Annotated in this window: 18 protein-coding genes; 13 read left to right on the top strand and 5 right to left on the bottom strand. The window is 73.3% G+C overall.

All coding sequences use genetic code 11. The annotated features are described in order from the left end of the window. Positions 1-99 precede the first annotated feature (99 nt). The 3 genes from ACFY7C_RS08510 to ACFY7C_RS08500 all read left to right on the top strand — a co-directional run bounded on the left by ACFY7C_RS08510 (position 100) and on the right by ACFY7C_RS08500 (position 3,885). Positions 100-2,007: a DUF4153 domain-containing protein gene (locus ACFY7C_RS08510; RefSeq protein ID WP_389645654.1), complete on the top strand. Its 1,908-nt coding sequence runs from the start codon at positions 100-102 to the stop codon at positions 2,005-2,007. A gap of 324 nt (positions 2,008-2,331) precedes the next feature. Continuing rightward, positions 2,332-3,042, top strand: coding sequence for a ribonuclease HII (locus ACFY7C_RS08505; protein WP_389645651.1), 711 nt, complete (start codon positions 2,332-2,334; stop codon positions 3,040-3,042). A gap of 213 nt (positions 3,043-3,255) precedes the next feature. Continuing rightward, a complete protein-coding gene (locus ACFY7C_RS08500; RefSeq protein ID WP_389645649.1) occupies positions 3,256-3,885 on the top strand; it encodes a hypothetical protein in 630 nt (209 codons plus the stop codon). A gap of 272 nt (positions 3,886-4,157) precedes the next feature. On the opposite strand, the gene ACFY7C_RS08495 is transcribed toward ACFY7C_RS08500, so the two are convergent. Together ACFY7C_RS08495 and ACFY7C_RS08490 are read right to left on the bottom strand one after the other, a co-directional pair. Further along, positions 4,158-4,784, bottom strand: a complete 627-nt coding sequence (locus tag ACFY7C_RS08495) for a hypothetical protein (RefSeq protein ID WP_389645646.1) — start codon at positions 4,782-4,784, stop codon at positions 4,158-4,160. 216 nt (positions 4,785-5,000) lie between these two features. After that, complete coding sequence (locus tag ACFY7C_RS08490; protein ID WP_389645644.1) at positions 5,001-7,184, bottom strand: RecQ family ATP-dependent DNA helicase; 2,184 nt, start codon at positions 7,182-7,184, stop codon at positions 5,001-5,003. 134 nt (positions 7,185-7,318) lie between these two features. Here ACFY7C_RS08490 and ACFY7C_RS08485 point away from each other — a divergent pair, with 134 nt between their 5' ends. The 7 genes from ACFY7C_RS08485 to ACFY7C_RS08455 all read left to right on the top strand — a co-directional run bounded on the left by ACFY7C_RS08485 (position 7,319) and on the right by ACFY7C_RS08455 (position 18,314). Continuing rightward, positions 7,319-8,890: a DUF4192 domain-containing protein gene (locus ACFY7C_RS08485; RefSeq protein ID WP_389645641.1), complete on the top strand. Its 1,572-nt coding sequence runs from the start codon at positions 7,319-7,321 to the stop codon at positions 8,888-8,890. A 580-nt stretch (positions 8,891-9,470) separates the two neighbouring features. Continuing rightward, complete coding sequence (locus ACFY7C_RS08480; RefSeq protein WP_389645639.1) at positions 9,471-11,525, top strand: glycogen debranching N-terminal domain-containing protein; 2,055 nt, start codon at positions 9,471-9,473, stop codon at positions 11,523-11,525. 141 nt (positions 11,526-11,666) lie between these two features. After that, entirely contained in the window at positions 11,667-12,437 is a 771-nt protein-coding gene (locus ACFY7C_RS08475) for an NUDIX domain-containing protein (protein WP_389645636.1), read from the top strand. Between the two features lie 120 nt (positions 12,438-12,557). Then, the gene (locus ACFY7C_RS08470) at positions 12,558-14,345 is read left to right on the top strand and encodes an ATP-binding cassette domain-containing protein (RefSeq protein WP_389645634.1); all 1,788 of its coding nucleotides are present in this window, start codon (positions 12,558-12,560) and stop codon (positions 14,343-14,345) included. Between the two features lie 160 nt (positions 14,346-14,505). After that, the gene (locus ACFY7C_RS08465) at positions 14,506-15,390 is read left to right on the top strand and encodes a FadR/GntR family transcriptional regulator (RefSeq protein WP_389645631.1); all 885 of its coding nucleotides are present in this window, start codon (positions 14,506-14,508) and stop codon (positions 15,388-15,390) included. A gap of 413 nt (positions 15,391-15,803) precedes the next feature. Continuing rightward, on the top strand, positions 15,804-17,351 hold the full coding sequence (locus ACFY7C_RS08460; protein WP_356691336.1) for an RNA polymerase sigma factor: 1,548 nt from the start codon (positions 15,804-15,806) through the stop codon (positions 17,349-17,351). Between the two features lie 144 nt (positions 17,352-17,495). Next, positions 17,496-18,314, top strand: coding sequence for a serine protease (locus ACFY7C_RS08455; protein WP_389645627.1), 819 nt, complete (start codon positions 17,496-17,498; stop codon positions 18,312-18,314). Positions 18,315-18,493: 179 nt separating this feature from the next. On the opposite strand, the gene ACFY7C_RS08450 is transcribed toward ACFY7C_RS08455, so the two are convergent. Continuing rightward, complete coding sequence (locus tag ACFY7C_RS08450) at positions 18,494-18,724, bottom strand: hypothetical protein (RefSeq protein ID WP_046910811.1); 231 nt, start codon at positions 18,722-18,724, stop codon at positions 18,494-18,496. Positions 18,725-19,156: 432 nt separating this feature from the next. Between ACFY7C_RS08450 and ACFY7C_RS08445 the strand changes: the two genes are divergently transcribed. The 3 genes from ACFY7C_RS08445 to ACFY7C_RS08435 all read left to right on the top strand — a co-directional run bounded on the left by ACFY7C_RS08445 (position 19,157) and on the right by ACFY7C_RS08435 (position 23,594). Continuing rightward, entirely contained in the window at positions 19,157-21,271 is a 2,115-nt protein-coding gene (locus tag ACFY7C_RS08445; protein WP_389645624.1) for a type IIA DNA topoisomerase subunit B, read from the top strand. Positions 21,272-21,435: 164 nt separating this feature from the next. Next, entirely contained in the window at positions 21,436-22,005 is a 570-nt protein-coding gene (locus ACFY7C_RS08440; protein ID WP_389645621.1) for a DUF485 domain-containing protein, read from the top strand. Continuing rightward, complete coding sequence (locus tag ACFY7C_RS08435) at positions 22,002-23,594, top strand: cation acetate symporter (protein WP_389645619.1); 1,593 nt, start codon at positions 22,002-22,004, stop codon at positions 23,592-23,594. The genes ACFY7C_RS08440 and ACFY7C_RS08435 overlap by 4 nt, the downstream gene beginning before the upstream one ends. A 65-nt stretch (positions 23,595-23,659) precedes the next feature. On the opposite strand, the gene ACFY7C_RS08430 is transcribed toward ACFY7C_RS08435, so the two are convergent. Together ACFY7C_RS08430 and ACFY7C_RS08425 are read right to left on the bottom strand one after the other, a co-directional pair. Next, positions 23,660-24,352, bottom strand: a complete 693-nt coding sequence (locus ACFY7C_RS08430) for a response regulator (protein WP_389645617.1) — start codon at positions 24,350-24,352, stop codon at positions 23,660-23,662. Then, positions 24,349-26,016: an ATP-binding protein gene (locus ACFY7C_RS08425; RefSeq protein ID WP_389645614.1), complete on the bottom strand. Its 1,668-nt coding sequence runs from the start codon at positions 26,014-26,016 to the stop codon at positions 24,349-24,351. Before ACFY7C_RS08425 ends, ACFY7C_RS08430 begins: the two co-directional genes overlap by 4 nt. Between the last annotated feature and the right edge of the window lie 172 nt (positions 26,017-26,188).

Raw genomic sequence — 26,188 nt, 5'->3', positions numbered from 1 at the left:
GGTCAGGCGGGGTTTACCGCGGTTAGAGTCGGCCACTCCGCAGCGCTGATCATGACAACAGCGTGCCGCCGAGACACCCGGGACCGCCTCTCAGGCCGCATGGCCGCGCGGACCGGGTTGGGAGGGGGTCCCGTGACCGACACATCGCCCGCAGAGCCGCCCAAGGACGATCCGCAGCCCAAGGACGATCCGCAGCTCAAGGCCACTCCAAAGCCGAAGGACAATCCAGAGCCCGAGGGCAAGGCAGAGCCCGAGGACAAGCCGCAGCCAGAGGCCGGCGCCGCGCCCGAGGACGCCGCGGCGGCCGGGCAGCGGCAGTCGGGCCCCGCATCGCCAGCCCCCGCCGCACCGCCGCAAGCCGCACCGCCGCAAGCCGTGCCCCCGTCGGTCGCGCCCGCCGCGAGAGCCGCCGCGGTCGGTGGGCCGCCGGGTCCCGGCGCGCCGCGGCATCCGGGGGCGTACGGGCCGGGAGGCTACCCGCCGTACCAGACCTGGATGCCGCCGAGGAAGCCGGCGCCGAGCCGGCTCAGGCCCGCCGCACCGGCCCGGCCGACCGCCGCGACGCTCTGGGCCGTGCTCGGCACCGCCCTGTGCTCGGCCCTGCTGCTCGGCGCGGGCGCCGGGGTGAACCTGCTGCTCGTGGCGGTCCCCGCCACCCTCGCCGGAGCCTTCGCCGCCCTCGCGGCCGGCCGTCGGCTGCGTCCGTGGACGCTGGTCTGGGCAGTCGGCGCCGCGGGACTGCTCGTCGTGCCCGCGGTGAGTGACGCGGGCTGGCCGACCTTCCTCGCTGTCGTCACGGCCATCGGACTCACCGGCTTCGCCCTGCACGGCGGCCGTGGCTGGCCGAGCATGCTGTTCGGGCCGATCGGTCTCTTCGACTCCGTGGGCACCGGCATGATGTGGGGCTGGCGCGGCTTCCGCGAGCGCGCGGGCTCGTCCCAGGGGCGCTGGGGGCCGCTCCTGCGCACCATCCTGATCGCCGTCGGCCTGCTGGTCGTCTTCGGCGCGCTGTTCGCCGGGGCCGACGCCGCCTTCGCCGACCTGCTCGGTTCCCTCATCCCGGACATCTCGCTCGACCAGGCGCCCTGGCGGCTGCTGCTGTTCCTGCTCGGGCTGTTCGGCGCCCTCGCCGTCGCCCGCACCGCGGCGGCCCCGCTGCGCTGGGACCGTCTGACCTTCAGCCCCGGCCGGGCGCGCGGCCGGCTGGAATGGGCACTCCCGCTCGTCGTCCTGAACCTGCTCTTCGCGGCGTTCAACACGGTCCAGCTCACCGTGCTGTTTGGCGGCTACGACAAGGTCCTCAGCGAGACCGGCCTGACGTACGCCGAGTACGCGCGGCAGGGCTTCTGGCAGCTTCTCATGGCCACCCTGCTCACCCTGGGCGTGATCGGCCTGGCCCTGCGCTGGGCGCCCCGCGCCGACGCCGGAGACCGGCGTCTCGTCCGGGCCGTCCTGGGCACCCTGTGCGTCCTCACCCTCGTCGTGGTGGCCTCCGCGCTGCGGAGGATGGACCTGTACGTCGACGCGTACGGGCTCACCAGGCTGCGGATCTCCGTCGCCACCATGGAGATCTGGCTCGGTGTGGCGATCCTGCTGATCATGGCGGCCGGCATCTGGGGCGCCCGTCTGCTGCCGCGCGCCCTGGCGGTCAGCGCCGCCGGCTTCGTCCTCGCCTTCGGCCTGATCCAGCCGGACGCCGTCATCGCCCAGCAGAACGTGGAACGCCACGACCGGCTCGGCAAGATCGACGTGCGCTACCTGGAGGGCCTCTCGGCCGACGCCGTGCCCGCGCTCGACCAGTTGCCCGAACCCCTGCGCTCCTGCGCGCTGCGGGACATCGCCGACCGGCTCCGCGACGACAGTGACGAGGCCTGGTACGAGACCAGCCTGTCCGAGGCCCGGGCCCGGGACATCCTGGCCGAGCGCGAGGTGAGCCGCTCGGTGTCGTGCGGCAGCCCCACGCGTGAGGAGCAGTACGACCCGGACGCAGACCCCTACGCACACTGATCCGGGCGCGGGCTCCTCCCCGTACGTATGGAGAGGAGCCCGTGCCCTGGTGCTCTGCCGACTGTGCCGCCGGTGCGGTCCGTGATGTTCACGATCGCGACTGCCGTGCCATCGAGCGTCGGATCATGGCGTGGTCCGCGAAGCGATCCCGGCGATGGCGAGGTGTCGTTCGAAGGTGTGCGACAGCGAAGGAGTCGACGCCGAGGTCGCCGGGACGAGCGACCCGGTCGTGGTCCCGCTGCCGCCACGTCCACCCGGGGGTGGACCAGCACATGGAATCCGGGTACCAAGGGAGGTATCCATCGGCGTAACCTGTCAGGCGCCATGCCGTACGAACCACCCACCCACACTGTCGAGCGATCGATCCGGGCCACCACCGGCGCCAAGATCGTTGCCGGGGTCGACGAGGTCGGACGCGGGGCATGGGCCGGTCCCGTCACGGTGTGCGCCGCCGTCACCGGTCTGCGCCGCCCGCCCGCCGGACTCACCGACTCCAAGCTCATCACCCCCAAACGCCGCTCCGCGCTCGCCATGGAACTCGAGGGCTGGGTCACGGCGTACGCGCTGGGTGACGCCTCGCCCGCCGAGATCGACGAACTGGGCATGACCGCCGCGCTGCGGCTCGCCGCGATCCGCGCGCTGGAAGGTCTGCCGGTCCGCCCTGACGCCGTGATCCTCGACGGCAAGCACGACTACCTCGGCAACCCCTGGCAGGTCCGTACGGTGATCAAGGGCGACCAGTCCTGCGTCGCCGTCGCCGCCGCCTCCGTGATCGCCAAGGTGCGGCGCGACGCGCTGATGGCCGAGCTGGAGGCCGAGGCGGAGGGGTACGCCGCCTACGCCTTCGCGGCCAACGCGGGCTACCCGTCGCCGGTCCACAAGGCGGCCCTCCATGAGCTGGGCCCCAGCCCTTACCACCGGCTCTCCTGGGCGTATCTCGACGCGATGCCCCGCTGGCGGCATCTCAAGAAGGTCCGGATCTCCGCCGAGGCGGCCGCACTGGAAAGCGGGGGCCAACTCGGCTTCGACTTCTGACCACTTAGGACTTCTGACCACTTAGGACTCCCGACCGCTGACGACTTCCGATCACTTTTGACTTCCGGCTTCTGAGCCTGGACGCCGAGTCCGGACGGACGCTCCGGTGAGGCCCTTGGGGGAACTCTCCGGCAGTGCCGTCTCAGCAGCCGGGGCGCACGAGTGCGCCCACCCGCCGGAGCCCCGTGCGACGGCGTTTGATAGACATCACCCATGCCTCTCACCCCCGAGGAGCCTCAGATTCACGAGAGTGCCCAGGGTCCCCGCGCGACCGCGGCCGCAGGCCGCCCCGTGCCGACCCCCCGACCCGTCCCCGGCCCGCGTTCCGCGGCCTCTCCGCGTCCCGGACGTCCGGGCCCCGGCCCCGCCAGGCCCGCGCCGCCGGCCCCGCGCCCGTCCGCTGCCGGACCGGCTCCCGCCGCCCGCGCGGAGAATCGTTCCGACGAGCAGTCCGGACCGAAGATCCAGCTGATCCCCGCCGCCGCCGACGGTGCCGTCGACGCGGCCGAGGAGGCCGTGGACCTGCTCCTGGACTCCGGCCGTGCGCCCGGCGACGTCCTGGTGCTCACCACCGGCGAGCAGCACCCGTGGGCGGCGCACGAGCTGTCCTTCGGCGAGGCCGCCTACTGGGCGCAGCAGGACGCCCGCGAGGACGTGTTCTTCGCGGACGCCGCCTCCGTGTCCCGGGCCGCCGACCGGCCCGTGGTCGTCGTCGCCGTCAACGGCGGAACCGACGAGGACGTCGCCCTCCGGCTCCCGGAGGCGATGCGGCGGGCGACCGCGCTGCTGATCGTCTGCGGTGACCCGCAGCGCGTCAACGCCGCGCTCGGCGCCGGAGTCTGACCACGCCCGTCCGTGTCCCGGCCGCCGTCGCACGGCGGCCGGGCGGACGCCCGTCCCTGAGCGCGCGCCTCGTGCGGGAGCGGAAGAACGTCCCGGCCGTTCCTCGGTGTGTCCGAGGCGCGGTGCGGGGCGCGGTAGACGGTCCGCGGTGGGGCGGCAGTTTGCCGTTGTGTCGTGTGTGCCGTGCGTGCGTGTGCGCCGAGAAGCGCCGAGGTGTGCTGTGTTGTGCGTCGCGTACGGAGCCGCGGGGCGGTCGGTGTTCGGCTGTCCGCTCAGCGGGCGGCGGCCCAGCGCAGTGCCTCGGGCGCACCGCTCGCTATCCGCGGCGCCAGCTGCTCGACCACGGAGTCCTCACCCAGTGGTGTGGGACGCGAGTCGGAGCTGGGCCTGCGCCCGCCCCGGCCCTCGCCGAGCACCTGCCAGCCGCCTCCGGTCAGGGTGATGTACGCACCGCAGCGCAGCCCGTGGAGCGTGCAGGCGTCCCGCAGGCCCCACATCCACGCGCCGTCCTCCTCGGTCCAGCGCTCGTCCCCCTCGCGGCAGTAGAGCAGCACGGCCGTGCGCACCGGGGACCGGCGCCGCAGGTCATGCGGGAGCACCCGGCGCAGATGCGCGAGAAGCGCGTTGCGGAACTCCCAGCCGTCCGCGGGGGCCGGCCTGCGGGTGAAGGAGGCGCTCGCCGCGAGCCGTTCCTCGTGGTCGAGCACCGCGATCACCGCCGTCGAGGGCGTGGGCCGGTGACGTGAGTGCAGGCCGCTGACGACCTCACGAGGGTTGCGCAGCAGCGGGATTCCCGCCGCGGCCCATTCCGCCGGCTCGAGCATCCGGGCGAGGCGGCTGGCCGACCCGGACGACGCGTTGCCCGGAGCGGCTGAGGACGGAGCGAATCCGAAGGTCACGATCCTCCCTTCGGATACGCGCCCGCTCCGCGGGCAGGGTCGGGTGAGGGCGCACCACGGCATGGTCCTACCGGACCACGTACGGGCCGTGCGGGGCGGATTCCCAATTCTTCCTGGCCCGTGCGCGGGCGGCAACGAGCAATTGAGGCCGCTGACGGGAATGAACCGGTATGCCTCTCATATCCCTGCCCAGTTACCTATTGTTCACTCCCCGTTCTACGCCTGGACGGCGAGCACCAGCGGGAACACTCCCTCCGCTCCCGCCCGTCGCAGCAGCCTCGCCGCCACGGCCAACGTCCAGCCGCTGTCGGCGAGATCGTCCACGAGCAGGACCGGCCCGCCCGCCGAGGCCAGACGCTCCGTCAGCTCCGGCGGGACGACCAGCGCCCGCTGCAGCCCGACCACCCGCTGCGCGCTGTTCGTCCGGGAGATCCGCAGGTCCTCCGCCTCCGGCGCGTACTCCACCGAACCGAGCAGCGGCATCCGCCCGATCTCGGCGATCCGCCGGCCGAGCGAGCCCACCAGCCGCGGCTTGCGGTGCGAGGCGACCGTGACCACGCCGGCCGGCCGGGGCGGGGCGTCCGCCGCCCCCGAGGCCCAACCGCCCGGCCCCTTCGCCCAGTCGGCGAGCACCCTCACCACCGCCTGCACCACGTCGTCCGGGACCTCCCCGTCCGGCGCGGAGTCGGCGAGCATCGGACGCAGGCGGTTGCCCCAGCCGATGTCCGAAAGCCGGCCCAGCGCCCGGCCCGTGTACGACTGCTCGCCCACCGGGATACGCCCCTTCAGATCCACGCCCACGGCGGCGAGTCCGGTCGGCCACATCTTGCGCGGTTCCACCTCCACACCCGCCCGGCCCAGCTCCCCCCGGGCCGTGTCGAGCGCCGTCTCCGAGACCTTCGCGTCGAACCTGACGCCCGCGCAGTTGTCACAACGACCGCACGGCGCCGCGGCCTCGTCGTCCAGCTGCCGGCGCAGGAACTCCATCCGGCAGCCTGACGTCGCCGCGTAGTCCCGCATGGCCTGCTGCTCGGCCGCCCGCTGCCGGGCCACCCACGCGTACCGCTCGGTGTCGTAGACCCACGGCCGGCCCGTGCTCGTCCAGCCGCCCTTCACCCGATGCACCGCGCCGTCCACGTCGAGCACCTTCAGCATCGTCTCCAGCCGTGTCCTGCGCAGCTCGACCAGGGGTTCGAGGGCGGGCAGGGACAGCGGCCGGTCAGCCTGCGCGAGCACGTCGAGGGTGCGGCGCACCTGCTCCTCTGGCGGGAAGGCCACCGAGGCGAAGTACTGCCAGATCGCCTCGTCCTCCTTGCCCGGCAGCAGCAGCACCTCCGCGTGCTCCACGCCGCGCCCGGCACGGCCCACCTGCTGGTAGTAGGCGATGGGGGAGGAGGGCGAACCCAGATGGACCACGAAGCCCAGGTCCGGCTTGTCGAAGCCCATGCCGAGCGCCGAGGTGGCCACGAGCGCCTTGACCCGGTTGGCCAGCAGGTCGTCCTCCGCCTGCTGCCGGTCGGCGTTCTCCGTACGCCCCGTGTACGAGGCGACCGTGTGCCCGCACTGGCGCAGATGGGCCGTCACCTCCTCGGCCGCGGCGACGGTCAGCGTGTAGATGATCCCGGAGCCGGGCAGCTCGTCGAGATGGTCGGCCAGCCAGGCCAGTCGGTGCGCCGCGTCCGGCAGCCGGACCACGCCGAGGCTCAGACTCTCGCGGTCCAGCGGGCCGCGCAGCACCAGCGCGTCCGTGTCCGTGCCGGTCCCCAGCTGCTCGGCGACGTCCGCGGTCACCCGGGCGTTGGCCGTGGCCGTCGTCGCCAGCACCGGCACCCCGCGCGGCAGGTCCGCCAGCATCGTCCGCAGCCGCCGGTAGTCCGGCCGGAAGTCGTGCCCCCAGTCCGAGATGCAGTGCGCCTCGTCGACGACGAGCAGCCCGGTGGCGGCGGCGAGCCGCGGCAGCACCTGGTCCCGGAAGTCGGGGTTGTTGAGCCGCTCGGGGCTCACGAGCAGCACGTCGACCTCACCGTCCGCCACCTCCCGCTGGACGGTGTCCCACTCCTCGGTGTTGGACGAGTTGATCGTGCGGGCGCGGATGCCCGCGCGAGCCGCCGCCTCGACCTGGTTGCGCATCAGCGCGAGCAGCGGCGAGACGATCACGGTCGGGCCGGCGCCGCGCTCGCGCAACAGCGAGGTCGCCACGAAATACACCGCGGACTTGCCCCAGCCGGTCCGCTGCACGACCAGCGCCCGGCGTCTGTCCGCGACCAGCGCCTCGATGGCGCGCCACTGGTCCTCGCGGAGTCTCGCCGCCCCGGTCGGGTCCGAGACGAGACGGGCGAGCACGGCGTCGGCGGCCGCGCGCAGGGCGGCGCGGTCCTCGGGGCGGTCTGCGTTGGTCATGCCCCCATGCAACCCGATGGGTGCGACAAAGCGCGAACGAGCGGCCGAGCCTGTGGAAAACTCGCCGAGCGGTCGGAGCGGGAGTTATCCACAGGGGTTTCGCGACCGACCGTGATCGCGGGACCGTCGTGACCATGAACACGAACCACCACGAATCCCACGGCCCGTCCTCGACCCAGCAGATCACCCTGCGCGGCCCGGCCGAGCTGGCCGACGCGCTGCCGTTCATGCTCGGCTTCCATCCCAGCGACTCCGTCGTCCTCGTCGCGCTGCACGGCGAGCGCGGACGGTTCGGCGGCCGGGTCAGGGTCGGCATCCCGAGCTCGCCCTACGAATGGTCCGCCACCGCCGATCACCTCGCCGAATGCCTCGTCGAGGGCTGCACCCGCCGCGGCGACCGCCCGGACGCCATCGTCGTCTTCCTCTGCCAGGACCCCGCACCTGGCGAGACCGGGCAGCGGGTGATGGAGCGGCTGCGCCCCTTCGCCCAGCGCCTGCGCACCGCCTGCGGCGCCCTCGACATCCCCGTCCTCGAAGCCCTCTGCATCTCCGACGGCCTCTACTTCTCGTACTGCTGCCCCGACGCCCGCTGCTGCCCGCCCGACGGCACGCCCCTCGCCCTGTCCGGTACGTCGGTGATGGCGGCGTCCGCCGCCTACGCGGGGATCCAGGTGCGAGGCAGCCTCAAGGACATGGAGGCCCGGCTCAAGCCGTGGGGCTCCGAGGGCGACGCGGCGCAGCGTGCCGCTCTGAACGACGCCGCCGCGGTCATCGTGCCCAGGATCCTCGCCGGGGCGCCGGGCGGCCTGGGCCGCCTGGAGACGCGCGAGACCACCCTCGCTCTGGTCCGCCGGCTCATCGCACGCTTCGCCGCGCCGCCCGAGCCTCCGCCGGCGGGGGACGGCGCCGGACGGAGCGCCGTTCCGGCGGGTCTCGCGGGACTCGTCAACGGGGCGGCCGCGGGGACGGCGACCGCCGACGCCCGGGACGACGCGCTCCTCACGCCCGACGAGGCGGCCACGGTGATCCTCGGCCTGCAGGACCGCGACACCCGCGACCAGGCCGCCGAATGGATGGAGGGCCCCGAGGCGGCCCCCGCGCTGCGGCTCTGGCGCGCCCTGTCCCGACGCTGCGTCGCCCCGTACCAGGAGTACGCGGCGGCACCCCTCACCCTGGCCGGCTGGGTCGCCTGGTCCACCGGCGACGAACCCTCCGCGCGGGTGGCGCTCGGCCTCGCCCTGGAAGCCGACTCCGAGTACCTCTTCGCACGGCTGCTCCACCAGGCGTGCAACGAGGGTCTGGACCCCGAGTCGCTGCGCGACTGCCTGCGCAAGGAGCGGGACGCCCGCCTCGCCGCCACGTCGCCCCCGACACCGGCGATCACCGGTGAGAGCGCGGACCGCGACACCCCCGAGCGCAGCCAGGGGCCGAACCTGCCGTCCGAGCCCGGCCCGATCCCGGACGAGGCCACCCGAGCCGACGGGCACGATCCCTCCCCGGCCGCCGAGCCCCGGGACCGGCGGCGACAGCAGGCCCGGCAGGCCGCACGGCGGACCGCCCGGCAGGCAGGACTGCGCGCCGCCGGCGCGGGCCGGGGCCCGGCCCGTGCCCCCTCGGCCACCCGCCGCCGCGACGCGGCCCCCAGGCCGCCTCAGCGCGCGGCCGTGCGGCGGACCGGGCGACGCGGGACGAGGGCCGGCGAATGAGCCGGGCACCTGCTCCGAGGGGTGTCTCCGGCCGGTCGGGCGGGCGGTGTGTGGCGGGGCTGCGGGGTGTCTTCCGGTCGGGGTCGTCCCGGGCCGTGAGCTGGGCACCCGCCCTGCGGGTCGCCTTAGCCCGGTCAGGCGGGCGGTTCGCGGCAGGGGTGCGGGGCGTCTTCCGGTCGGGGGCGCCCAGGACCGTGAGCTGGGCACCTGCTCCGCGGGGTGCGTTCGGCCGGTCGGGCGGGCGGTGTGTGGCGGGGCTGCGGTGGTCGTGTGAAGGGCTCGCCGCTGGGGTCCGGGGCGCCCGGTCGAGGCCCCGGGTAACGAGCTGGGCACCTGCTCCGCGGGGTGCGTTCGCCCGGTCGGGCGGGCGGTTTGCGGCACGGTGGCGGGGCGTCTTCCGGTCGGGGTCGGTTCGGGCCGTGACTCGGCGGCCCGCGGCGGCGTTCACGTCTGTGGCGGTCGCGCAGGAGCAGTGCCGCCCCACGGCCGGACATCCGGACCACCCGAGCGGCGCCCTCCGCGGTCGCCTCCGGCGCCGGCCGAGCCGTCCGGACCGCACAGAGAGCACCGCACACCTGTCATGGCCCCCAGCCCCGCCCAGGTCCCCGGACCCTCCGCCGGACGCCCGTCCCACACCGGAGCTCCGCCGCCGGGAGCGGGAGCCGGGACGGCCCGCCCCGGCGACCTGCCCGCTCTCCACGACATCCTCATCGGTGTCGCCCTCCCCGCCCTCACCCTCAGCCCCCGTCACGGGCAGCTCACCGGTACCGGATTCGAAGGCGTCTTCCTCGCCGGACGTCGCCTCCTCTCCCGCTGCTTCCTGCGCGTCGCCGGACGCGAGCCCGTCCCCCTCCACGGCCGGACGGCCGCAGCGGACCGCGCCGACTTCCTGGGTGTCCTGCGCGCGCCCGGCGACACCGGCCCGGACCCCGGCCTCCTCGTCGAGCGGACCCGCGAGGCCGACGGGACCGAGCGGATCACCCTGCGCAGCTCCGCGAACCGGCCGCTGCGGCTCCCCGTGGAGCTCGCTCTGGGCACCGATCTCGCGGACCTGGGCGCGGTGGCGGCCGGGCGGCCGGGCCCTGAGCTGGCCGCGAGTGTCCACGGCACCGGGCTCCGCTGGGCCCACGGGGACGGCACCGCCGTCACCGTCGCGGCGGACCCGCCGCCCAGCGACGCGCTGGCGGCGGCCGGACTCCTCCGCTGGGAGGCCGAACTGGCCCCCGGAGACCGCTTCGTCCTCACCCTCCGGATCAGGACCGAGCACGCTCGCCGCCGACAGACCCCCGGCACCGGCCGGCCGGGCGGGCACGCCCTGGCCGACGCCGTCGCCGAAGGGGACGACCCACGCCTCGCGCCCCTGCTGTCCGCCTCCGTCGCCGACCTGCGCGCGCTGCTCCAGCGCGACCCCGCCCATCCCGCCGACGTCCACCTCGCGGCCGGAGTGCCCTGGCGCTGCGGCCCCGTCACCGCCGAGGCGCTCTGGGCCGCCCGCATGGCCCTTCCGCTCGGCACCCGGCTCGCCGTCACCACCCTCCGCGCCCTCGGCCGCACCCAACTTCTCGGCGGGGGGCCCGAGTCCGGGCGCATTCCCGGACCGCTCAGGGACGCGGGCCCCCTGCTGCCGCCCCGCTGCACCGGCGTCGAGGCCACCCTCGCCTTCCCCGTCGTCCTCGCCGAGGCCCGCCGCTGGGGTCTTCCCGAGCAGGACCTCGCGGAGCTGCTCCCCGTCGCGGAACGGTGCCTCGACTGGCTGCGCGGCGCGGTCGACGCCGGCGGGTTCGTGCCGGATCCGTGGCCCGCCGGGCCGACGCGGGCCGAGACCCAGGCCCACGCGCACCGCGCGGCCGTGCTCGGGGCCGACCTGCTCGACGCCTGCGGACGGCCCGGAGGGGACGCGTGGCGGGAATGGGCGCGGGAGCTGGGCGAGCGGTTCCGGGCGCGGTTCTGGTTCGACGACCGCTCCGGTGGTCGGCCACTCCTCGCCCGGACACCCGACGGCCACCCGCTGCCGCACCTGGGCGGCTGGGCCGCGCACCTCCTCGACACGGGGCTCACCGCCGCCGGTCGGTCGGCCCCCGGACTCCTCGACAAGGCGCAGACCGAGCGGCTGGCCCGGCTGCTCGCCGCCCCGGCGCTCGACTCGGGCTGGGGGCTGCGCGGCCTCGGGGAGAAGGAGCCCGGCTACAACCCGTTCGGGCACCGGTCGGGAGCCGTCCGGGTGCACGAGACGGCGGTCGCCGTCGCCGGGCTCGCCGCGGCCGGATACGAGAACGAGGCGGCGTCGTTGCTGCGGGGTGTCCTGGACGCCGCCGAGGCCTTCGACCACCGGCTTCCGGAGATGTACGCGGGGGAGCGGCGGACGACCGGCGCCGTGCCGGTGCCGCATCCGGCGGCCTGCCGGCCGGCCGCGGTGGCCGCCGCGGCCGGGGTGCAGCTGCTGACCGCGGTCGTCGGCGTCCGCCCCGACGCCCCCGGCCGCACGGTCGCCCTGCAGCCGCTGCGCTCCGCCCCGCTCGGGGAGATCCGGCTGTCGGGACTCCGGGTCGCGGGGGAGCCGTTCGCGGCCCGTGTCGGACGGCTCGGGCTCGGCATGGTCGAGGAGGCGGCGCCCGGCCTCCAGCTGGGGGTGTGACCCGCCACGGGCGTTTCGGCGGCGGTCGGCGGCTCGGAACGGAAGAACAGGGGGTGGGGGAGGGGCGGGGCCGAGAAGAAGTGGCGGCTGATCCTCCCCACGGGCGTGTTTATCGTCAGGAAGACGACTATGATCACGGGCATGCCTCCCTACGACCCGTCGGCCTTTCCGCCCTTCGCCGTCACCGTCGATCTGGTCGTGCTCACCGTGCGGCGCCACGCCCTGTGCGCCCTGGTCGTGAAACGGGGAGAGGCCCCGTTCCAGGGACGCTGGGCACTGCCGGGAGGCTTCGTCAGGGCGGACGAGGACCTCGACGCCGCCGCCGCGCGCGAGCTGGTCGAGGAGACCGGGCTCTGCGTCCACGATCCGGGTGCCCCGCCCCCCGTGCCGGGCAACGGCGCGCACCTGGAGCAGCTGGCGACGTACGGAGCACCCGACCGGGATCCGCGGATGCGGGTGGTCAGCGTGGCGCACCTGGCGCTCGCGCCGGACCTGCCGGCGCCGCGGGCGGGTGGTGACGCCAACAGCGCGCGCTGGGCGCCCGTCGAGGAGCTCCTCGGGCAGGACGGCGTGACGGACCCCGAGGGCGAGCCGCCGGTGCCGCTGGCCTTCGACCACGCCAGGATCCTGGCCGACGGGGTGGAGCGAGCCCGTTCGAAGATCGAGTACTCGTCGCTCGCCACCGCCTTCTGCCCGCCCGAGTTCACGGTGGGCGAGCTCCGCCGGGTCTACGAAGCGGTGTGGGGGGTGGCCCTCGATCCTCGGAACTTCCACCGCAAGGTGACCGGCACGCCCGGCTTCCTGGTTCCGGCGGGTGGGACCACGACGCGTCAGGGCGGCCGCCCCGCCCAGCTGTTCCGCGCTGGTGGGGCCACGCTGCTGAACCCGCCCATGCTGCGCCCGGAGGTCTGACGGGCGGTCGTCCGTCCGCCCCGAGCCGTCAATCCTGCACCAAAAGTCCGAAATGGGACGTTATCTTGCTGGGACAGCCGCCCTGCCGCGGAGCGGTCTCACCTACCCGCGAGAGAAGCGATGCTCCAGGCCATCGGACTCACCAGCACCCCCCGCCGGGACCTTCCGCCCGCCGTGGACGATCTCACCTTCGAGGCCCGGCCGGGCACCGTCACCGCCCTGATCGGGTCGGCCGGCGCCGGCAAGACCACCGCCCTCCGGCTCATGCTGCAGCTCGAACCGGGCCGTGGCGTCACCTACTTCCGGGGCCGCCCGCTGCACCGTGTCGCGCACCCCGCCCGAGAGGTCGGCGTCCTGCTCGGTGACGTCCCCGGCCACCCGTCCCGCACCCTTCGCAGCCAACTGCGCATGCTGTGCGCCGCCACCGGCGTCCCCGCCGCCCGCGCCGACGAGATGCTCCGGCTCGTGGGGCTCACCGGCATGCACGACCAGCGCATCGGCACTCTGTCCCTCGGCATGGACCGCCGACTGGGGCTCGCCTCGGCCCTGTTGGGCGACCCGCACACCCTGCTCCTCGACGAGCCCGCCGCCGGACTCTCCGTACGCGAGAGCGCCTGGCTCTACGAACTGCTGCGCGCCCACGCCGACGAGGGCGGCACCGTCCTCTACACCACCAGCGACCCCAAGGACGCCGCCCGCAACGCCGACCGGGTCGTCACCCTCGATGGCGGCCGGCTCGCCGCCGACCAGGACGCCGTCGAGTTCGCCCGCACCCGGCTACGCCCCCGGGTCGCGGTGCGCACCCCGCACGCGGCCCGGCTGGCCGCCGTCCTCGCCCAGGAGTCCCGGGCCGCCCGCCGCCCGGTGGAGGTGGTCACGGAGGGCGGCAACCGCCTCTCCGTCTACGGCAGCGACTGCGCCACCGTCGGCGAGACCGCCTTCCGCAACGGTGTGCTCCTCCACCGCCTCGCCGACGAGACCGGTGACACCAAGGCCCCGGCCCGCCAGACCCAGGCCGCCCACCCGCCGCACCCCGCGACGCCGGCCGCGACGCCGGCCGCGACGACCGCCTCCGACGTCGCACCCGCCCCCGCCCCCGCCCCCGCCCCCGGCCGCCGGGCGCGCCGCGCCCCGCACCGGTCCCCGCTGCGTCCGCTGCGCTACGAGATCCGCCGTCTGCTCGGTGTCCCCTCCACGCCGCTCGTCGCCGCCGGGGTCGTGCTGGTGTCCGTCGCCCTGGCCGTGCTGCTCGCGCGCAGTGGGCGCACGCCGATGCCGGCCCTGCTGGCCGGCTGGCCGGGGATCTCCCCGCTGCCGCCCGCGGCGCTCGGGGCGGGGCTGCTCGGCGCCTTCTCGTTCGGCGAGGAGTATCGCTATCCGGCCCTCACCACCGGGCGCGGCGCCGTCCCGCGCCGCCTCGGCCTGCTCCGGGCCAAACTCGCGGTCGCGGCGGCCGTCGGCGCGGTGCTCGCGGTGCTCGTCGTCGTGGCCGACCTGGGGGCGCTTCGCCTCGTCTACGGGGGCGAGTTGATCCCCGTACCGCGCAACTGGCCGTCGCTGTCCGCGAATTGGTTCGGTCTGGTGATCGGATGCGCCTGGGCAGGCGTGCTCGGGGCGGGGGTCTTCCGCGCCGCGGCCGCCGGGGTCGCGGCGGTCCTCGCCGTGCCCGTGGTCTTCGCCCCGCCGCTGCAGCGGATGCTCGCCGGGATGCCCCGGCGCTCCGTGGCCGGACTTCCGGCCCGGCTGCGCGAGTTCGCGAGCGTCGAGTGGTCGTCGGCGGCCGATCGCTGGCTGATGGGTGCACTGCGGGTGCTCGGGCAGCCCGTGGGAGTGGCGCTGACGCTGACGTTGACGGTCCTGCTCTGCGCCTATGTGTTCACCGGCCGTCACAAAAGGGCCCGTTGGTGATCACTTTCGGATCGAAAGCTTTCACTCCGACGGCAAGTCCCTTGGGAAATGCGCGTTATGTCCGATTGATCGTCAATTGTGTAGCGGGTGCCGATCACCCTTTCGTGTGCTTTTCACCAAAGACCTCAAGGGGTGCGAGAGCCACGCCGACAAAGGATGCGTGAGTACCCTTGCGCATACGATGATGACCCCCGCCCGCCCCGTCGAGTCCGGCCTCGGCGCGCCGGGCGACCTCGACCGCTACCCCTACGCGGAGGCGCCCGGAGCCGACCGTGTCGGACCGCCGGCCTGGGAGGCCACGGAGGACCTCGGCCGAGTCGGCCGCAGGGCCGCCGGCAGCCGCGGCCGCGGGCTCCACGGACAGCTCGTCCAGCAGCTCGGCCAGATGATCGTCTCCGGCGACCTCGGTGCCGACCGCCCTCTCGTGCCCGAGGAGATCGGCCAGCGCTTCGAGGTCTCACGCACCGTCGTCCGCGAATCGCTGCGCGTGCTCGAGGCCAAGGGCCTGGTCAGCGCCCGCCCCAACGTCGGCACCCGGGTCCGGCCGGTCAGCGACTGGAACCTGCTCGACCCCGACATCATCGAGTGGCGCGCCTTCGGTCCGCAGCGCGACGACCAACGCCGCGAGCTGAACGAGCTCCGCTGGACCATCGAGCCGCTCGCCGCCCGGCTGGCCGCGGGCCACGGCCGCGAAGACGTCCAGCAGCGCCTCGCCGACATGGTCGAGATCATGGGCCACGCCTACGCCCAGGGAGACGGCATCACCTTCTCCCGCGCCGACGCCGAGTTCCACGCCCTGCTCATCCAGCTCGCCGGCAACCGCATGCTGGAGCACCTCTCCGGCATCGTCGGCGCCGCCCTCCAGGTCTCCGGATCGCCCGCCACCGGCTGCGACCGCCCCAACGAGAACTGCCTCACCCACCACGCCCGGATCGTCGACGCGCTCGCCGCCGGGGACGCCCTGGCCGCCGAGACGGCCATGCGCCAGCTGCTGACCGTCCACCCCGAGGTGGAGCGCGTCGTGCCGGCTCCCCGCGAGCACTGATCCGCCGAGCCGTGGGCAGAAGCACCGTGAGGCCCGCATCGCGTGCCGCCGGACCCGAGCGGAGCCCGGGGGCGGAGAACCGTCCCCGGGTGCGCCAGGGTCTGGCGGCACGCTCCGGAGCGGGCGGGAGCACGGCCGGGACGTCGTGATCACGTCGCGTTTCGTATGTTTGATGGCGGATCGTCGCAAATGAGGTGTGACTCGGGCCACGCGGATTGGGCGTAACACTCCTCGAAGCCGCGCGATGACCTAAGAGGTGACGGCCGAGGAAGGAATACAGCAGCCGCTCAGGGCGCTGTGCAGTTCCCCGGTCCAGCCCGCGCCGTCGGCACATTCCCGGCCGACGGTCGTCGGCTCCGGCCCGATCCAGGGCGGGGCCGGAAGCCGTTTTCCATCGTTCCGAGAGGTTGTTCGTGTCGGCCAGCACATCCCGTACGCTCCCGCCGGAGATCGCCGAGTCCGAGTCTGTGATGGCGCTCATCGAGCGGGGAAAGGCTGATGGGCAGATCGCCGGCGATGACGTGCGTCGGGCCTTCGAGGCTGACCAGATTCCGCCAACCCAGTGGAAGAATGTTCTGCGCAGCCTCAATCAGATCCTCGAGGAAGAGGGTGTGACGCTGATGGTCAGTGCAGCGGAGTCGCCGAAGCGCGCCCGCAAGAGCGTCGCAGCGAAGAGCCCGGCCAAGCGCACCGCCACCAAGACCGTCACCGCCAGGACGACCGTGACGAAGACCGTCTCGGCCGCCTCCGCGGCCCCGGCGGCCGAGAGCGCGGACCCGGCCGACGAGGCCGGCGCGCCGGCCAAGAAGGCCGCCGCGAAGAAGACCGCAGCCAAGAAGACGGTGGCGAAGAAGGCCACCGCCAAGAAGACGGCGGCCAAGAAGACCACGTCCAAGAAGGACGACGAAGAGCTGCTCGAGGGCGAGGAGCTGCTCGAGGACGTCGCGCCCGGCAAGGGTGACGACGAGGAGGCCGAGGGCGAGAGCAAGGGCTTCGTCCTGTCCGACGAGGACGAGGACGACGCTCCGGCCCAGCAGGTCGCCGTCGCCGGTGCCACCGCGGACCCGGTGAAGGACTACCTCAAGCAGATCGGCAAGGTCCCGCTGCTCAACGCGGAGCAGGAGGTCGAGCTCGCCAAGCGCATCGAGGCCGGTCTGTTCGCCGAGGACAAGCTGGCGAACTCCGACAAGCTGGCCCCCAAGCTCAAGCGTGAGCTGGAGATCATCGCCGAGGACGGCCGCCGCGCCAAGAACCACCTGCTGGAGGCCAACCTCCGACTCGTGGTCTCGCTGGCCAAGCGCTACACCGGCCGCGGCATGCTCTTCCTGGACCTGATCCAGGAGGGCAACCTGGGTCTGATCCGCGCCGTCGAGAAGTTCGACTACACCAAGGGCTACAAGTTCTCCACGTACGCCACCTGGTGGATCCGTCAGGCGATCACCCGAGCCATGGCCGACCAGGCCCGCACCATCCGTATCCCGGTGCACATGGTCGAGGTCATCAACAAGCTCGCCCGTGTGCAGCGCCAGATGCTCCAGGACCTGGGCCGTGAGCCCACCCCGGAGGAGCTGGCCAAGGAGCTCGACATGACCCCGGAGAAGGTCATCGAGGTCCAGAAGTACGGCCGTGAGCCGATCTCGCTGCACACCCCGCTGGGCGAGGACGGCGACAGCGAGTTCGGTGACCTCATCGAGGACTCCGAGGCGGTCGTCCCGGCCGACGCGGTCAGCTTCACGCTTCTGCAGGAGCAGCTGCACTCGGTCCTCGACACGCTCTCCGAGCGCGAGGCGGGCGTCGTCTCCATGCGCTTCGGTCTCACCGACGGTCAGCCGAAGACCCTCGACGAGATCGGCAAGGTCTACGGCGTGACGCGTGAGCGCATCCGTCAGATCGAGTCGAAGACGATGTCGAAGCTGCGTCACCCGTCGCGCTCGCAGGTCCTGCGCGACTACCTCGACTGATCCCGCCGAGGGACGCGTACGACGAACGAAGGGCCCGGTTCCCCCGCGCGGGGAGCCGGGCCCTTCGGCGCATGCGCGGGTGCAGGGGACGCGTGCCTGGACGACGCTGGGTGAATCGACATCACCGGAGAGTCAGGAGGCTCCATGCGTCGTCCCATCGCCCGAACATTGACCGGTGCCCTGGGCCTGATCGCCGTGGCGGCGGGGCCGCTCGCCGCCGCGGCTCCCGCGTCCGCCGACAGCGTCGTGGTCGGCGGGCAGCCGACCCGTATCAGTGAGGCGCCCTGGGTGGTGGCGCTCTCCAGCCGTGACCGGTTCGGGGGTACGCGGGCAGGGCAGTTCTGCGGAGGCGTGGTCGTGGCCCCCACGAGGGTGCTCACCGCCGCCCACTGCCTGGGCCGTGACGTCCTGGGCGGGGAGCCGTGGCAGCTCTCCGACTTCAAGGTGATCGCCGGGCGCACCTCGCTGCGCGGGAAGGGCGGTCAAGAGGTGCGGGTCTCCGGCACCTGGGTCAACCCCCGCTACAACCCGTCGACCAACTCCGGCGATCTGGCGATGCTCACGCTGGAGAAGGCGCTGCCGGCCTCGTACGTGATCGGGGTGGCGGCCCCGGGCGATGCGGCGGTCACACCGGGGACGCCGGCGCAGGTGTACGGCTGGGGCGACATGACCGGCCACGGGACGTACGCGATGTCGCTGCGCTCGGCGCGGGTCCAGGTGCTGGCCGACAGGACGTGTGAGCGGGCGTACCCGAGCGGCTTCGGCGTCGCCTACCGGGCCGACACCATGCTGTGCGCGGGCGACCCGGACGGCGGCAAGGACGCCTGTCAGGGGGACAGCGGAGGGCCCCTGGTGGCGCAGGGGCGGCTGATCGGCCTCGTGTCCTGGGGGAGCGGCTGCGGGGAGGCCGAGAACCCCGGGGTCTACACCCGCGTCTCCGAGGTGCTGCCGCAGCGCTTCTGACGGGCCTTCCGTCTCGTGGTCGTCGTGCCCTGCCGGCGACCGGCGGGCACGGGCTCGTGACCCCGCGTCATGCGCCGGTCACCGTACGAGAACGGGCGGCCACCCCCGAGGTCGCGGGGGTGGCCGCCCGTCGGCCGGATGTCAGGAACCGGCCCCTGGCTCGTCGTGGACGCGAGGCGTCAGTGCTCGTCTCCCATGGTGCGGGCCGGCACGTCGGTGAGCCGGTCCGTCTCATCCTGTATCTCTGCGGCGATCTTCTTGAGTTCCGGCTCGAACTTACGCCCGTGGTGGGCGCAGAAGAGCAAGTCACCGCCGCTGGTCAGGACGACACGCAGGTACGCCTGGGCGCCGCAGCGGTCGCAGCGGTCAGCGGCCGTCAGGGGGCTCGCGGGGGTCAGAACAGTAGTCACGTCGCCTCTTCTCTAGCTCGACGAGCTGTCGTACCAGGGTCAACATCCAACCAGGCCGAAAACGTTCCCGCTCGTGGCTTTTCCTCGAAACTTTTTCCCAAGGTGGCTGTCTGCTGCCGGTTGGCGGCGAATGAGCCGTATTGCTTCGCTCTACGGGTTTCGCATTGCTGTGTGTGGTTGAGTCCCTCCGGCGGGTTGCCGGTTGTTCATGAGGACGTGCCCGAACCCTAAATGGTTCATGCCTGGAAGGGAACGTGATGTTCACGTCACCCCATCGAGGGATCGAACACCCATGCGACTCTGGACTAGCATGAGGAATCAGGAGGGTGGCGTGACAACGGCTCTACCAGGCATCGGTACCCTCTGACCGGTGACCGACGCCGGGCCTTACCCCACCGGGCCAGTTTTCAAATTCAGCGAGGAGCGAACCGCGTGACCGCCGAGACGTCCGTGCCGTCCAGTGCGCTGCTGACCGCAGACCGTGACGGTTCCAACTACACCGCGCGGCACCTGCTCGTCCTCGAAGGGCTCGAAGCCGTCCGCAAGCGCCCCGGCATGTACATCGGGTCCACCGACAGCCGCGGCCTGATGCACTGCCTCTGGGAGATCATCGACAACTCCGTCGACGAGGCCCTCGGCGGCTACTGCGACCACATCGAGGTCATCCTCCACGAGGACGGCTCCGTCGAGGTCCACGACAACGGCCGCGGCATCCCGGTCGACGTCGAGCCCAAGACCGGGCTCTCCGGCGTCGAGGTCGTCATGACCAAGCTCCACGCCGGCGGAAAGTTCGGCGGCGGCTCCTACGCGGCCTCCGGCGGCCTGCACGGCGTCGGCGCCTCCGTGGTGAACGCGCTCTCCGCCCGCCTCGACGTCGAGGTCGACCGGACCACCACCCACAGCATCAGCTTCCGCCGCGGCGTCCCCGGTATCTTCACCGAGCAGGGTCCCGACGCCCCCTTCGACCCGGGCAGCGGTCTGCGCAAGGGCAAGCGCGTCCCGAAGGGCCGTACCGGCACGCGCATCCGCTACTGGGCGGACCGCCAGATCTTCCTCAAGGACGCCAAGCTCTCCCTGGAGACGCTGCACCAGCGTGCCCGTCAGACCGCCTTCCTCGTCCCCGGCCTCACCATCGTCGTCCGTGACGAGCGCGACCTCGACGGCGTGGGCAAGAGCGAGGAGACGTTCCGCTTCGACGGCGGCATCAGTGAGTTCTGCGAGTTCCTCGCCCAGGACAAGGCCGTCTGCGACGTGCTGCGCCTCACCGGCCAGGGCAGCTTCAAGGAGACCGTCCCGGTCCTCGACGACCGCGGCCACATGACCCCCACCGAGGTCACCCGCGAGCTCGGCGTCGACGTCGCCCTGCGCTGGGGCACCGGTTACGACACCATGGTCCGCTCCTTCGTCAACATCATCGCCACGCCCAAGGGCGGCACCCACGTCTCCGGTTTCGAGCAGGCGATCACCAAGACGGTCAACGAGGTGCTGCGCGCCTCCAAGATGCTGCGGGTGGCCGAGGACGACATCGTCAAGGACGACGCCCTCGAAGGCCTCACCGCCGTCGTCACCGTGCGCCTCGCCGAGCCGCAGTTCGAGGGCCAGACCAAGGAGGTGCTGGGCACCTCCGCGGCCCGCCGGATCGTGGCCAACGTGGTGGCCAAGGAGCTCAAGGCCTTCCTGACCTCCACCAAGCGCGACGCCAAGGCCCAGGCCCGCGCCGTCCTGGAGAAGGCCGTCGCCGCCGCCCGCACCCGCATCGCGGCCCGCCAGCACAAGGAGGCGCAGCGCAGGAAGACCGCCCTGGAGTCCTCCTCGCTGCCGGCCAAGCTCGCCGACTGCCGCAGCGACGACGTCGAGCGCAGCGAGCTCTTCATCGTCGAGGGAGACTCCGCGCTCGGCACCGCCAAGCTCGCCCGCAACAGCGAGTTCCAGGCCCTCCTGCCGATCCGCGGCAAGATCCTCAACGTCCAGAAGTCCTCGGTCTCGGACATGCTCAAGAACGCCGAGTGCGGAGCGATCATCCAGGTCATAGGAGCGGGCTCGGGCCGCACCTTCGACATCGACGCCGCGCGGTACGGGAAGGTCATCATGATGACCGACGCCGACGTCGACGGCTCCCACATCCGTACGCTGCTGCTGACCCTCTTCCAGCGCTACATGCGGCCCATGGTCGAGCAGGGCCGCGTCTTCGCCGCCGTGCCGCCGCTGCACCGCATCGAGCTGGTCCAGCCCAAGAAGGGCCAGGACAAGTACGTCTACACGTACTCGGACAACGAGCTGCGGCAGACCCTGCTCGAGTTCCAGCGCAAGGGGGTCCGCTACAAGGACTCCATCCAGCGCTACAAGGGTCTCGGCGAGATGGACGCCGACCAGCTGGCGGAGACCACCATGGATCCGCGCCACCGCACCCTGCGCCGGATCAACATCGGCGACCTGGAGGCGGCCGAGCAGGTCTTCGACCTGCTCATGGGCAACGACGTGGCGCCCCGCAAGGAGTTCATCACCAGCTCCGCGGCGACCCTCGACCGCTCGCGTATCGACGCCTGAGCCACCGCCCCCGGCGTCACGCGCGCCGGGGGTTCCTTCACACAATCCGGGGGTTCCTTCACACAATGGGGTGAAGAGGGGCGGGAGAAGAGTCCGGGATCTTCCCGCTCTGTCCATCCTTGGGCACGCGGCCGAAACGGTTCGCTGACAAGGAGAGTTCACCGGTGGAGAAGCAGGAAGGGCGCGACGCCGCGGCGGTGCGGATCGACGATCCCTGGTACGACGAGCTGGCCGCCGGCTGGGGCGAACACGACGCCGACGACGCCGACGAATCCGACGCGAACGGCACGGCGGCGGCCCCGCACCCGTCCGGGACCGTACCGCCGCAGCAGGCACAGGCACAGGCACAGACGGGGGCGCGGGCACAGACGGGGGCACAGGCGCGCGCCCAGCAGACCGCCCCGCCCAGCACCGCCGACATCTACCTGGAAGTCCAGCGCAGCCCCGCCTTCCAGGAAGTGCGCGGCCGCTACCGCCGCTTCGTCTTCCCGGCCGCCCTCGCCTTCCTCCTCTGGTACCTGGCGTACGTCGTCGCCGCGACCGCGGCCCCCGGCCTCATGGCCCGCCCCGTCGCCGGGGCGGTCAACGTCGCCATGGTCGCCGGCCTCGGCCAGTTCGCCACCACCTTCCTGCTGACCTGGGCCTACGCGCGGCACGCACGGCTGCGCCGGGACCGGGCCGCCCTGGAACTGCGCTGGGACACCCAGGAGATGACCCGGGGGGTGCGACGGTGACCGGAGACCACCAGACCCTCGCGCTGCTGCTGTTCAGCGCGTTCATCGCGGTCACCCTCGGGATCACCACCTGGGTCAGCCGCAACCGGCACGGCTCCGCCGAGGAGTTCTACGCCGGCGGCCGGCTGTTCTCCCCGATGGAGAACGGATTCGCCATCGCCGGCGACTACATGTCCGCCGCCTCCTTCCTGGGCATCTCCGGCCTCATCGCGCTCTTCGGCTACGACGGCATGCTCTACTCCGTCGGCTTCCTCGTCGCCTGGCTGGTCGTGCTCCTCCTCGTCGCCGAACTCGTCCGCAACTGCGGCCGTTTCACCCTCGCCGACGTCGTCGCCTCACGCATGGCCGAGCGCCCCGTCCGTATCGCCGCCGGAACGTCCTCCGTCACCGTCTCGGTGCTGTACCTCGTGGCCCAGATGGTCGGCGCCGGAAGCCTCGTGGCCCTGCTGCTCGGCGGCACCAGCGCAGCCGCGCGCTCCTGGACCGTGGTCGGCGTCGGCGCGCTCATGGTCGTCTACGTGTCGCTCGGCGGCATGCGGGCCACCACCTGGATCCAGATCGTCAAGGCCGTGCTCCTCATGGCCGGCACGATCACCCTCACCGTGCTCGTACTGCTCCGCTTCCACGGCGACTTCGACCAGCTGCTCACCACGGCGGCCGAACGCAGCGGCCACGGCTTGGACTTCCTCGCCCCCGGGCTGCGCTACGGCGGCGACTGGACCGCCCGCGCCGACTTCGTCAGCCTCGGCCTCGCCCTCGTCCTCGGCACCGCCGGACTCCCGCACATCCTGTCCCGCTTCTACACCGTGCCCACCGCGCGCGCGGCCCGGCGGTCGGTCGTCTGGGCCATCGGGCTCATCGGCGGTTTCTACCTGATGACCATCGTGCTCGGCTTCGGCGCGGCGGCCCTGGTCGGCCCCGACGCCGTCCGCGCCTCCAACAGCGCCGGCAACACCGCCGTACCCCTGCTCGCCCTCGACCTCGGCGGCGGAGCGGGCTCCACCGGCGGCACGGTCCTCTTCGCCGTCGTCGCCGCCGTGGCGTTCGCCACCATCCTGGCCGTCGTCGCAGGCATCACGCTCGCGTCCTCCGCCTCCGTCGCCCACGACCTCTACGCCTCGCTGCGCCGCCCGCACGCCAAGCGGTACAGCGAGGTGACCGTCGCCCGGCTCGCCGCCGCCGGGATCGGCGTGGCAGCCATCGGCCTCGGCCTGCTCGCCCGCGACCTCAACGTGGCCTTCCTCGTCGGCCTCGCCTTCGCGGTCGCCGCCTCCGCGAACCTCCCGGTGCTGCTCTACTCGCTGTTCTGGCGGAGGTTCACCACCCGCGGAGCGGTCTGGTCGGTCTACGGAGGGCTGATCCCCGCCGTCCTGCTCGTGCTGGTCTCACCGGTCGTCTCCGGCAGTCCCGAATCGCTCTTCCCCGGCGTCGACTTCCAGCTCTTCCCGTTGCAGAACCCGGGCATGGTGTCCATCCCGCTCGGCTTCCTCGCCGGCTGGCTCGGCACCGTCACCTCGCCCGAGCCGCCCGACGAGGCCCGGCACGCCGAGACGGAGGTACGGGCACTCACGGGCGCCGGCGCGGTCTGACGAGGACATCCCCTGACGAGGGCCTCCAGCGCGGCCCGATGAAGGCCCCCGGCGCGGCCCGCGGGTCAGGGCGCCGCCGAGGTCACCCACACGTACCGGTGCTCGGGGCGGCCCGTCTCGCCGTACCTCAGCGAGAGCCGCACCCGGCCGGTCCGCTCCAGGAGCTTGAGATAGCGCTGGGCGGTCTGCCGGCTCACCCCGGCCCGCTCGGCGATCTCCTGCGCCGACAGGGGCCCGTCCGCCACGAGCAGCACCTGCCGCACCAGCCCGGCCGTCGTGGGGGAGTGGCCCTTCGGCAGATCCGGCTCCACCGACCCGGCCGACAGCGCCCCGAAGATCCGGTCCACCTCGGCCTGCTCCGCCTCGCCGCCGCCGTCGAGGGTGCGGCGCAGCGCCGCGTACGCCTCCAGCTTGGCGCGCAGTCCGGCGAAGCTGAACGGCTTCACCAGGTACTGCAGCGCCCCGTGCCGCATCGCCGCCTGTACGGTCGCGACATCACGGGCCGCGGTCACCATGATCACGTCACACTGCCGGCCGAGGGCACGCAGCTCCCGTACGACGGCGAGCCCGTTGCCGTCCGGCAGATAGTGGTCGAGCAGCACCAGATCCACCGGCGGTTCCGCCTCGGCCAGCCGGGCCAGGGCCTCGGCCGCCGAGTGCGCGACGCCGACCACGCGGAAGCCCGGCACCTTCGCCACGTACGCGGCGTTGACCCGCGCGACCCGTACGTCGTCGTCGACCACCAGGACGCCGATCACCGCGCCTCCTCCACGGCCACGGGGGCGAGCTCGTCGTCCGCCTCGCTCAGCGCCTCCGGCAGCACCACGGTGAACTCGGCCCCGCCGTCCGCTCCCGTACCCACCCGGGCGCTGCCGCCCCGGCGCTCCGCGAGCCGGCGCACCAGGGCGAGCCCGAGACCCCGCTTGCCGTGCGCCGGCGGCTGCTTAGTGCTCCAGCCCTCGGTGAAGATCAGCTCCCGCCGCTCGTCGGGCACGCCGGGACCGCTGTCCGCCACGCGCAGCACCACCGTCCGGCCCTCGGCCCGCAGATCCACCTCCACGCGCGCGGGGAGGCTGCCGGAGGCCGCGTCCAGGGCGTTGTCGACGAGGTTGCCGACCACCGTGACCAGCTCACGCGGGTCCACGAGCCGGTCGGGGAGCAGCGAGCCGGGCGCGATGCGCAGGGAGACGCCCCGCTCGGCGGCGACCGTGGCCTTGCCGACGAGGAGCGCGGCGACCAGCGGGTCGTGGACCTTCTCGGTGACCTGCTCGGCGGTCGCGCGGTGCACGCCGACCACCTCGGTGACGAACTCGGCCGCGTCCTCGTACATCTCCAGTTCGAGCAGGCCGAGCAGGGTGTGCATCCGGTTGGCGTGCTCGTGGTCCTGCGCACGCAGGGCGTCGATCAGACCGCGCGTCGAGTCGAGCTCGCGGCCGAGCCGCTCCAGTTCGGTGCGGTCGCGCAGGGTGGCGACGGCGCCTCCGTCGTCCGTCGGCATCCGGTTGGCGATGAGCACCCGGTTGCCGCGCACGGTCACCAGGTCCTCGCCGGTGGCCCGGCCGGCGAGCACGTCGGCGGTACGGCCCGTGCCCAGGACCTCGTCGAGCGGGCGTCCGGTGGCCTCGGGACCGAGCCCGAGCAGCCGCTGGGCCTCGTCGTTCATCAGCCGGATCCTGCCGGTGCGGTCGAGGGCCACCACGCCCTCGCGGATGCCGTGCAGCATCGCCTCGCGCTCGGCGAGCAGCGCCGAGATGTCGGAGAAGGCCAGGTCGTGGGTCTGCCGCTGCAGTCGGCGGGAGATCAGATACGCGGCGAGCGCGGCCGCGGCGAGGGCGCCGCCGGCGTAGCGGAGAAGGCCGGGGATCGCGGCGACGAGCCGGTCGCGGACGCTGTCGTACTCGATGCCGACCGACACCGCGCCGACGATCTCGCCGCGGCCGTCCCGCAGCGGCGCCTTGCCCCGGGCGGAGCGACCCAGGGTGCCGCTGTCGATCTCCATCACCTCATGGCCGGCGAGGACGTCGCTCGGGTCGGTGGAGACCACACTCCCGATCCGGGCGGGGTCGGTGTGGGACCAGCGGACGCCACGGATGTCCATGACGACCACGTACTCGGCCCCCGTCGACCGCCGGATCCGCTCCGCCTCCGCCTGCACCGGCCCTCCGGCCGACGGCCGGGTGGTCATCACCTCGGCGGCGATCCGCGGCGAGGCGGTGGTCTGCGCGATGGCGAGGGCGCGGCGCATGGCCTGGTCGTCGAGCTGCGCGCTGAGCGGGGCGAGGAACAGACCGGTGGCGAGCACCGTGACCCCGGTCGCGATGGCCAGCTGCATCAGCAGGACCTGCGAGAACACCCGCTGCGGCCACCCGAACCTGCGCCGGCGGACGGGCGGCCGCGCGGAGGAGGAGGGTGCGGGGCTCATGGCGGAAACGGTACGGGGACGAGGGCGCCGACCGGAAATGTCGCCGCCAGGGCGGCGGGGACGGTCTGCCGGCCGACCGGAAATGCCACCGGCAGGACCGCGGGGACGGTCTGCCGGCCGACCGGAAATGTCGCCGCCAGGGCGGCGGGGACGGTCTGCCTATCCTGGGGGC

The sequence above is a fragment of the Streptomyces sp. NPDC012769 genome, from assembly GCF_042901205.1.
GTDB lineage: Bacteria > Actinomycetota > Actinomycetes > Streptomycetales > Streptomycetaceae > Streptomyces.
This window is presented reverse-complemented; position numbering and strand designations above follow the sequence as displayed.

Coding starts and splice junctions, on each gene's coding strand:
- ACFY7C_RS08510 (WP_389645654.1), top strand. CDS start 100: ATGGCCGCGCGGACCGGGTTGGGAGGGGGTCCCGTGACCGACACATCG.
- ACFY7C_RS08505 (WP_389645651.1), top strand. CDS start 2,332: ATGCCGTACGAACCACCCACCCACACTGTCGAGCGATCGATCCGGGCC.
- ACFY7C_RS08500 (WP_389645649.1), top strand. CDS start 3,256: ATGCCTCTCACCCCCGAGGAGCCTCAGATTCACGAGAGTGCCCAGGGT.
- ACFY7C_RS08490 (WP_389645644.1), bottom strand. CDS start 7,184: ATGACCAACGCAGACCGCCCCGAGGACCGCGCCGCCCTGCGCGCGGCC.
- ACFY7C_RS08485 (WP_389645641.1), top strand. CDS start 7,319: ATGAACACGAACCACCACGAATCCCACGGCCCGTCCTCGACCCAGCAG.
- ACFY7C_RS08480 (WP_389645639.1), top strand. CDS start 9,471: ATGGCCCCCAGCCCCGCCCAGGTCCCCGGACCCTCCGCCGGACGCCCG.
- ACFY7C_RS08475 (WP_389645636.1), top strand. CDS start 11,667: ATGCCTCCCTACGACCCGTCGGCCTTTCCGCCCTTCGCCGTCACCGTC.
- ACFY7C_RS08470 (WP_389645634.1), top strand. CDS start 12,558: ATGCTCCAGGCCATCGGACTCACCAGCACCCCCCGCCGGGACCTTCCG.
- ACFY7C_RS08455 (WP_389645627.1), top strand. CDS start 17,496: ATGCGTCGTCCCATCGCCCGAACATTGACCGGTGCCCTGGGCCTGATC.
- ACFY7C_RS08425 (WP_389645614.1), bottom strand. CDS start 26,016: ATGAGCCCCGCACCCTCCTCCTCCGCGCGGCCGCCCGTCCGCCGGCGC.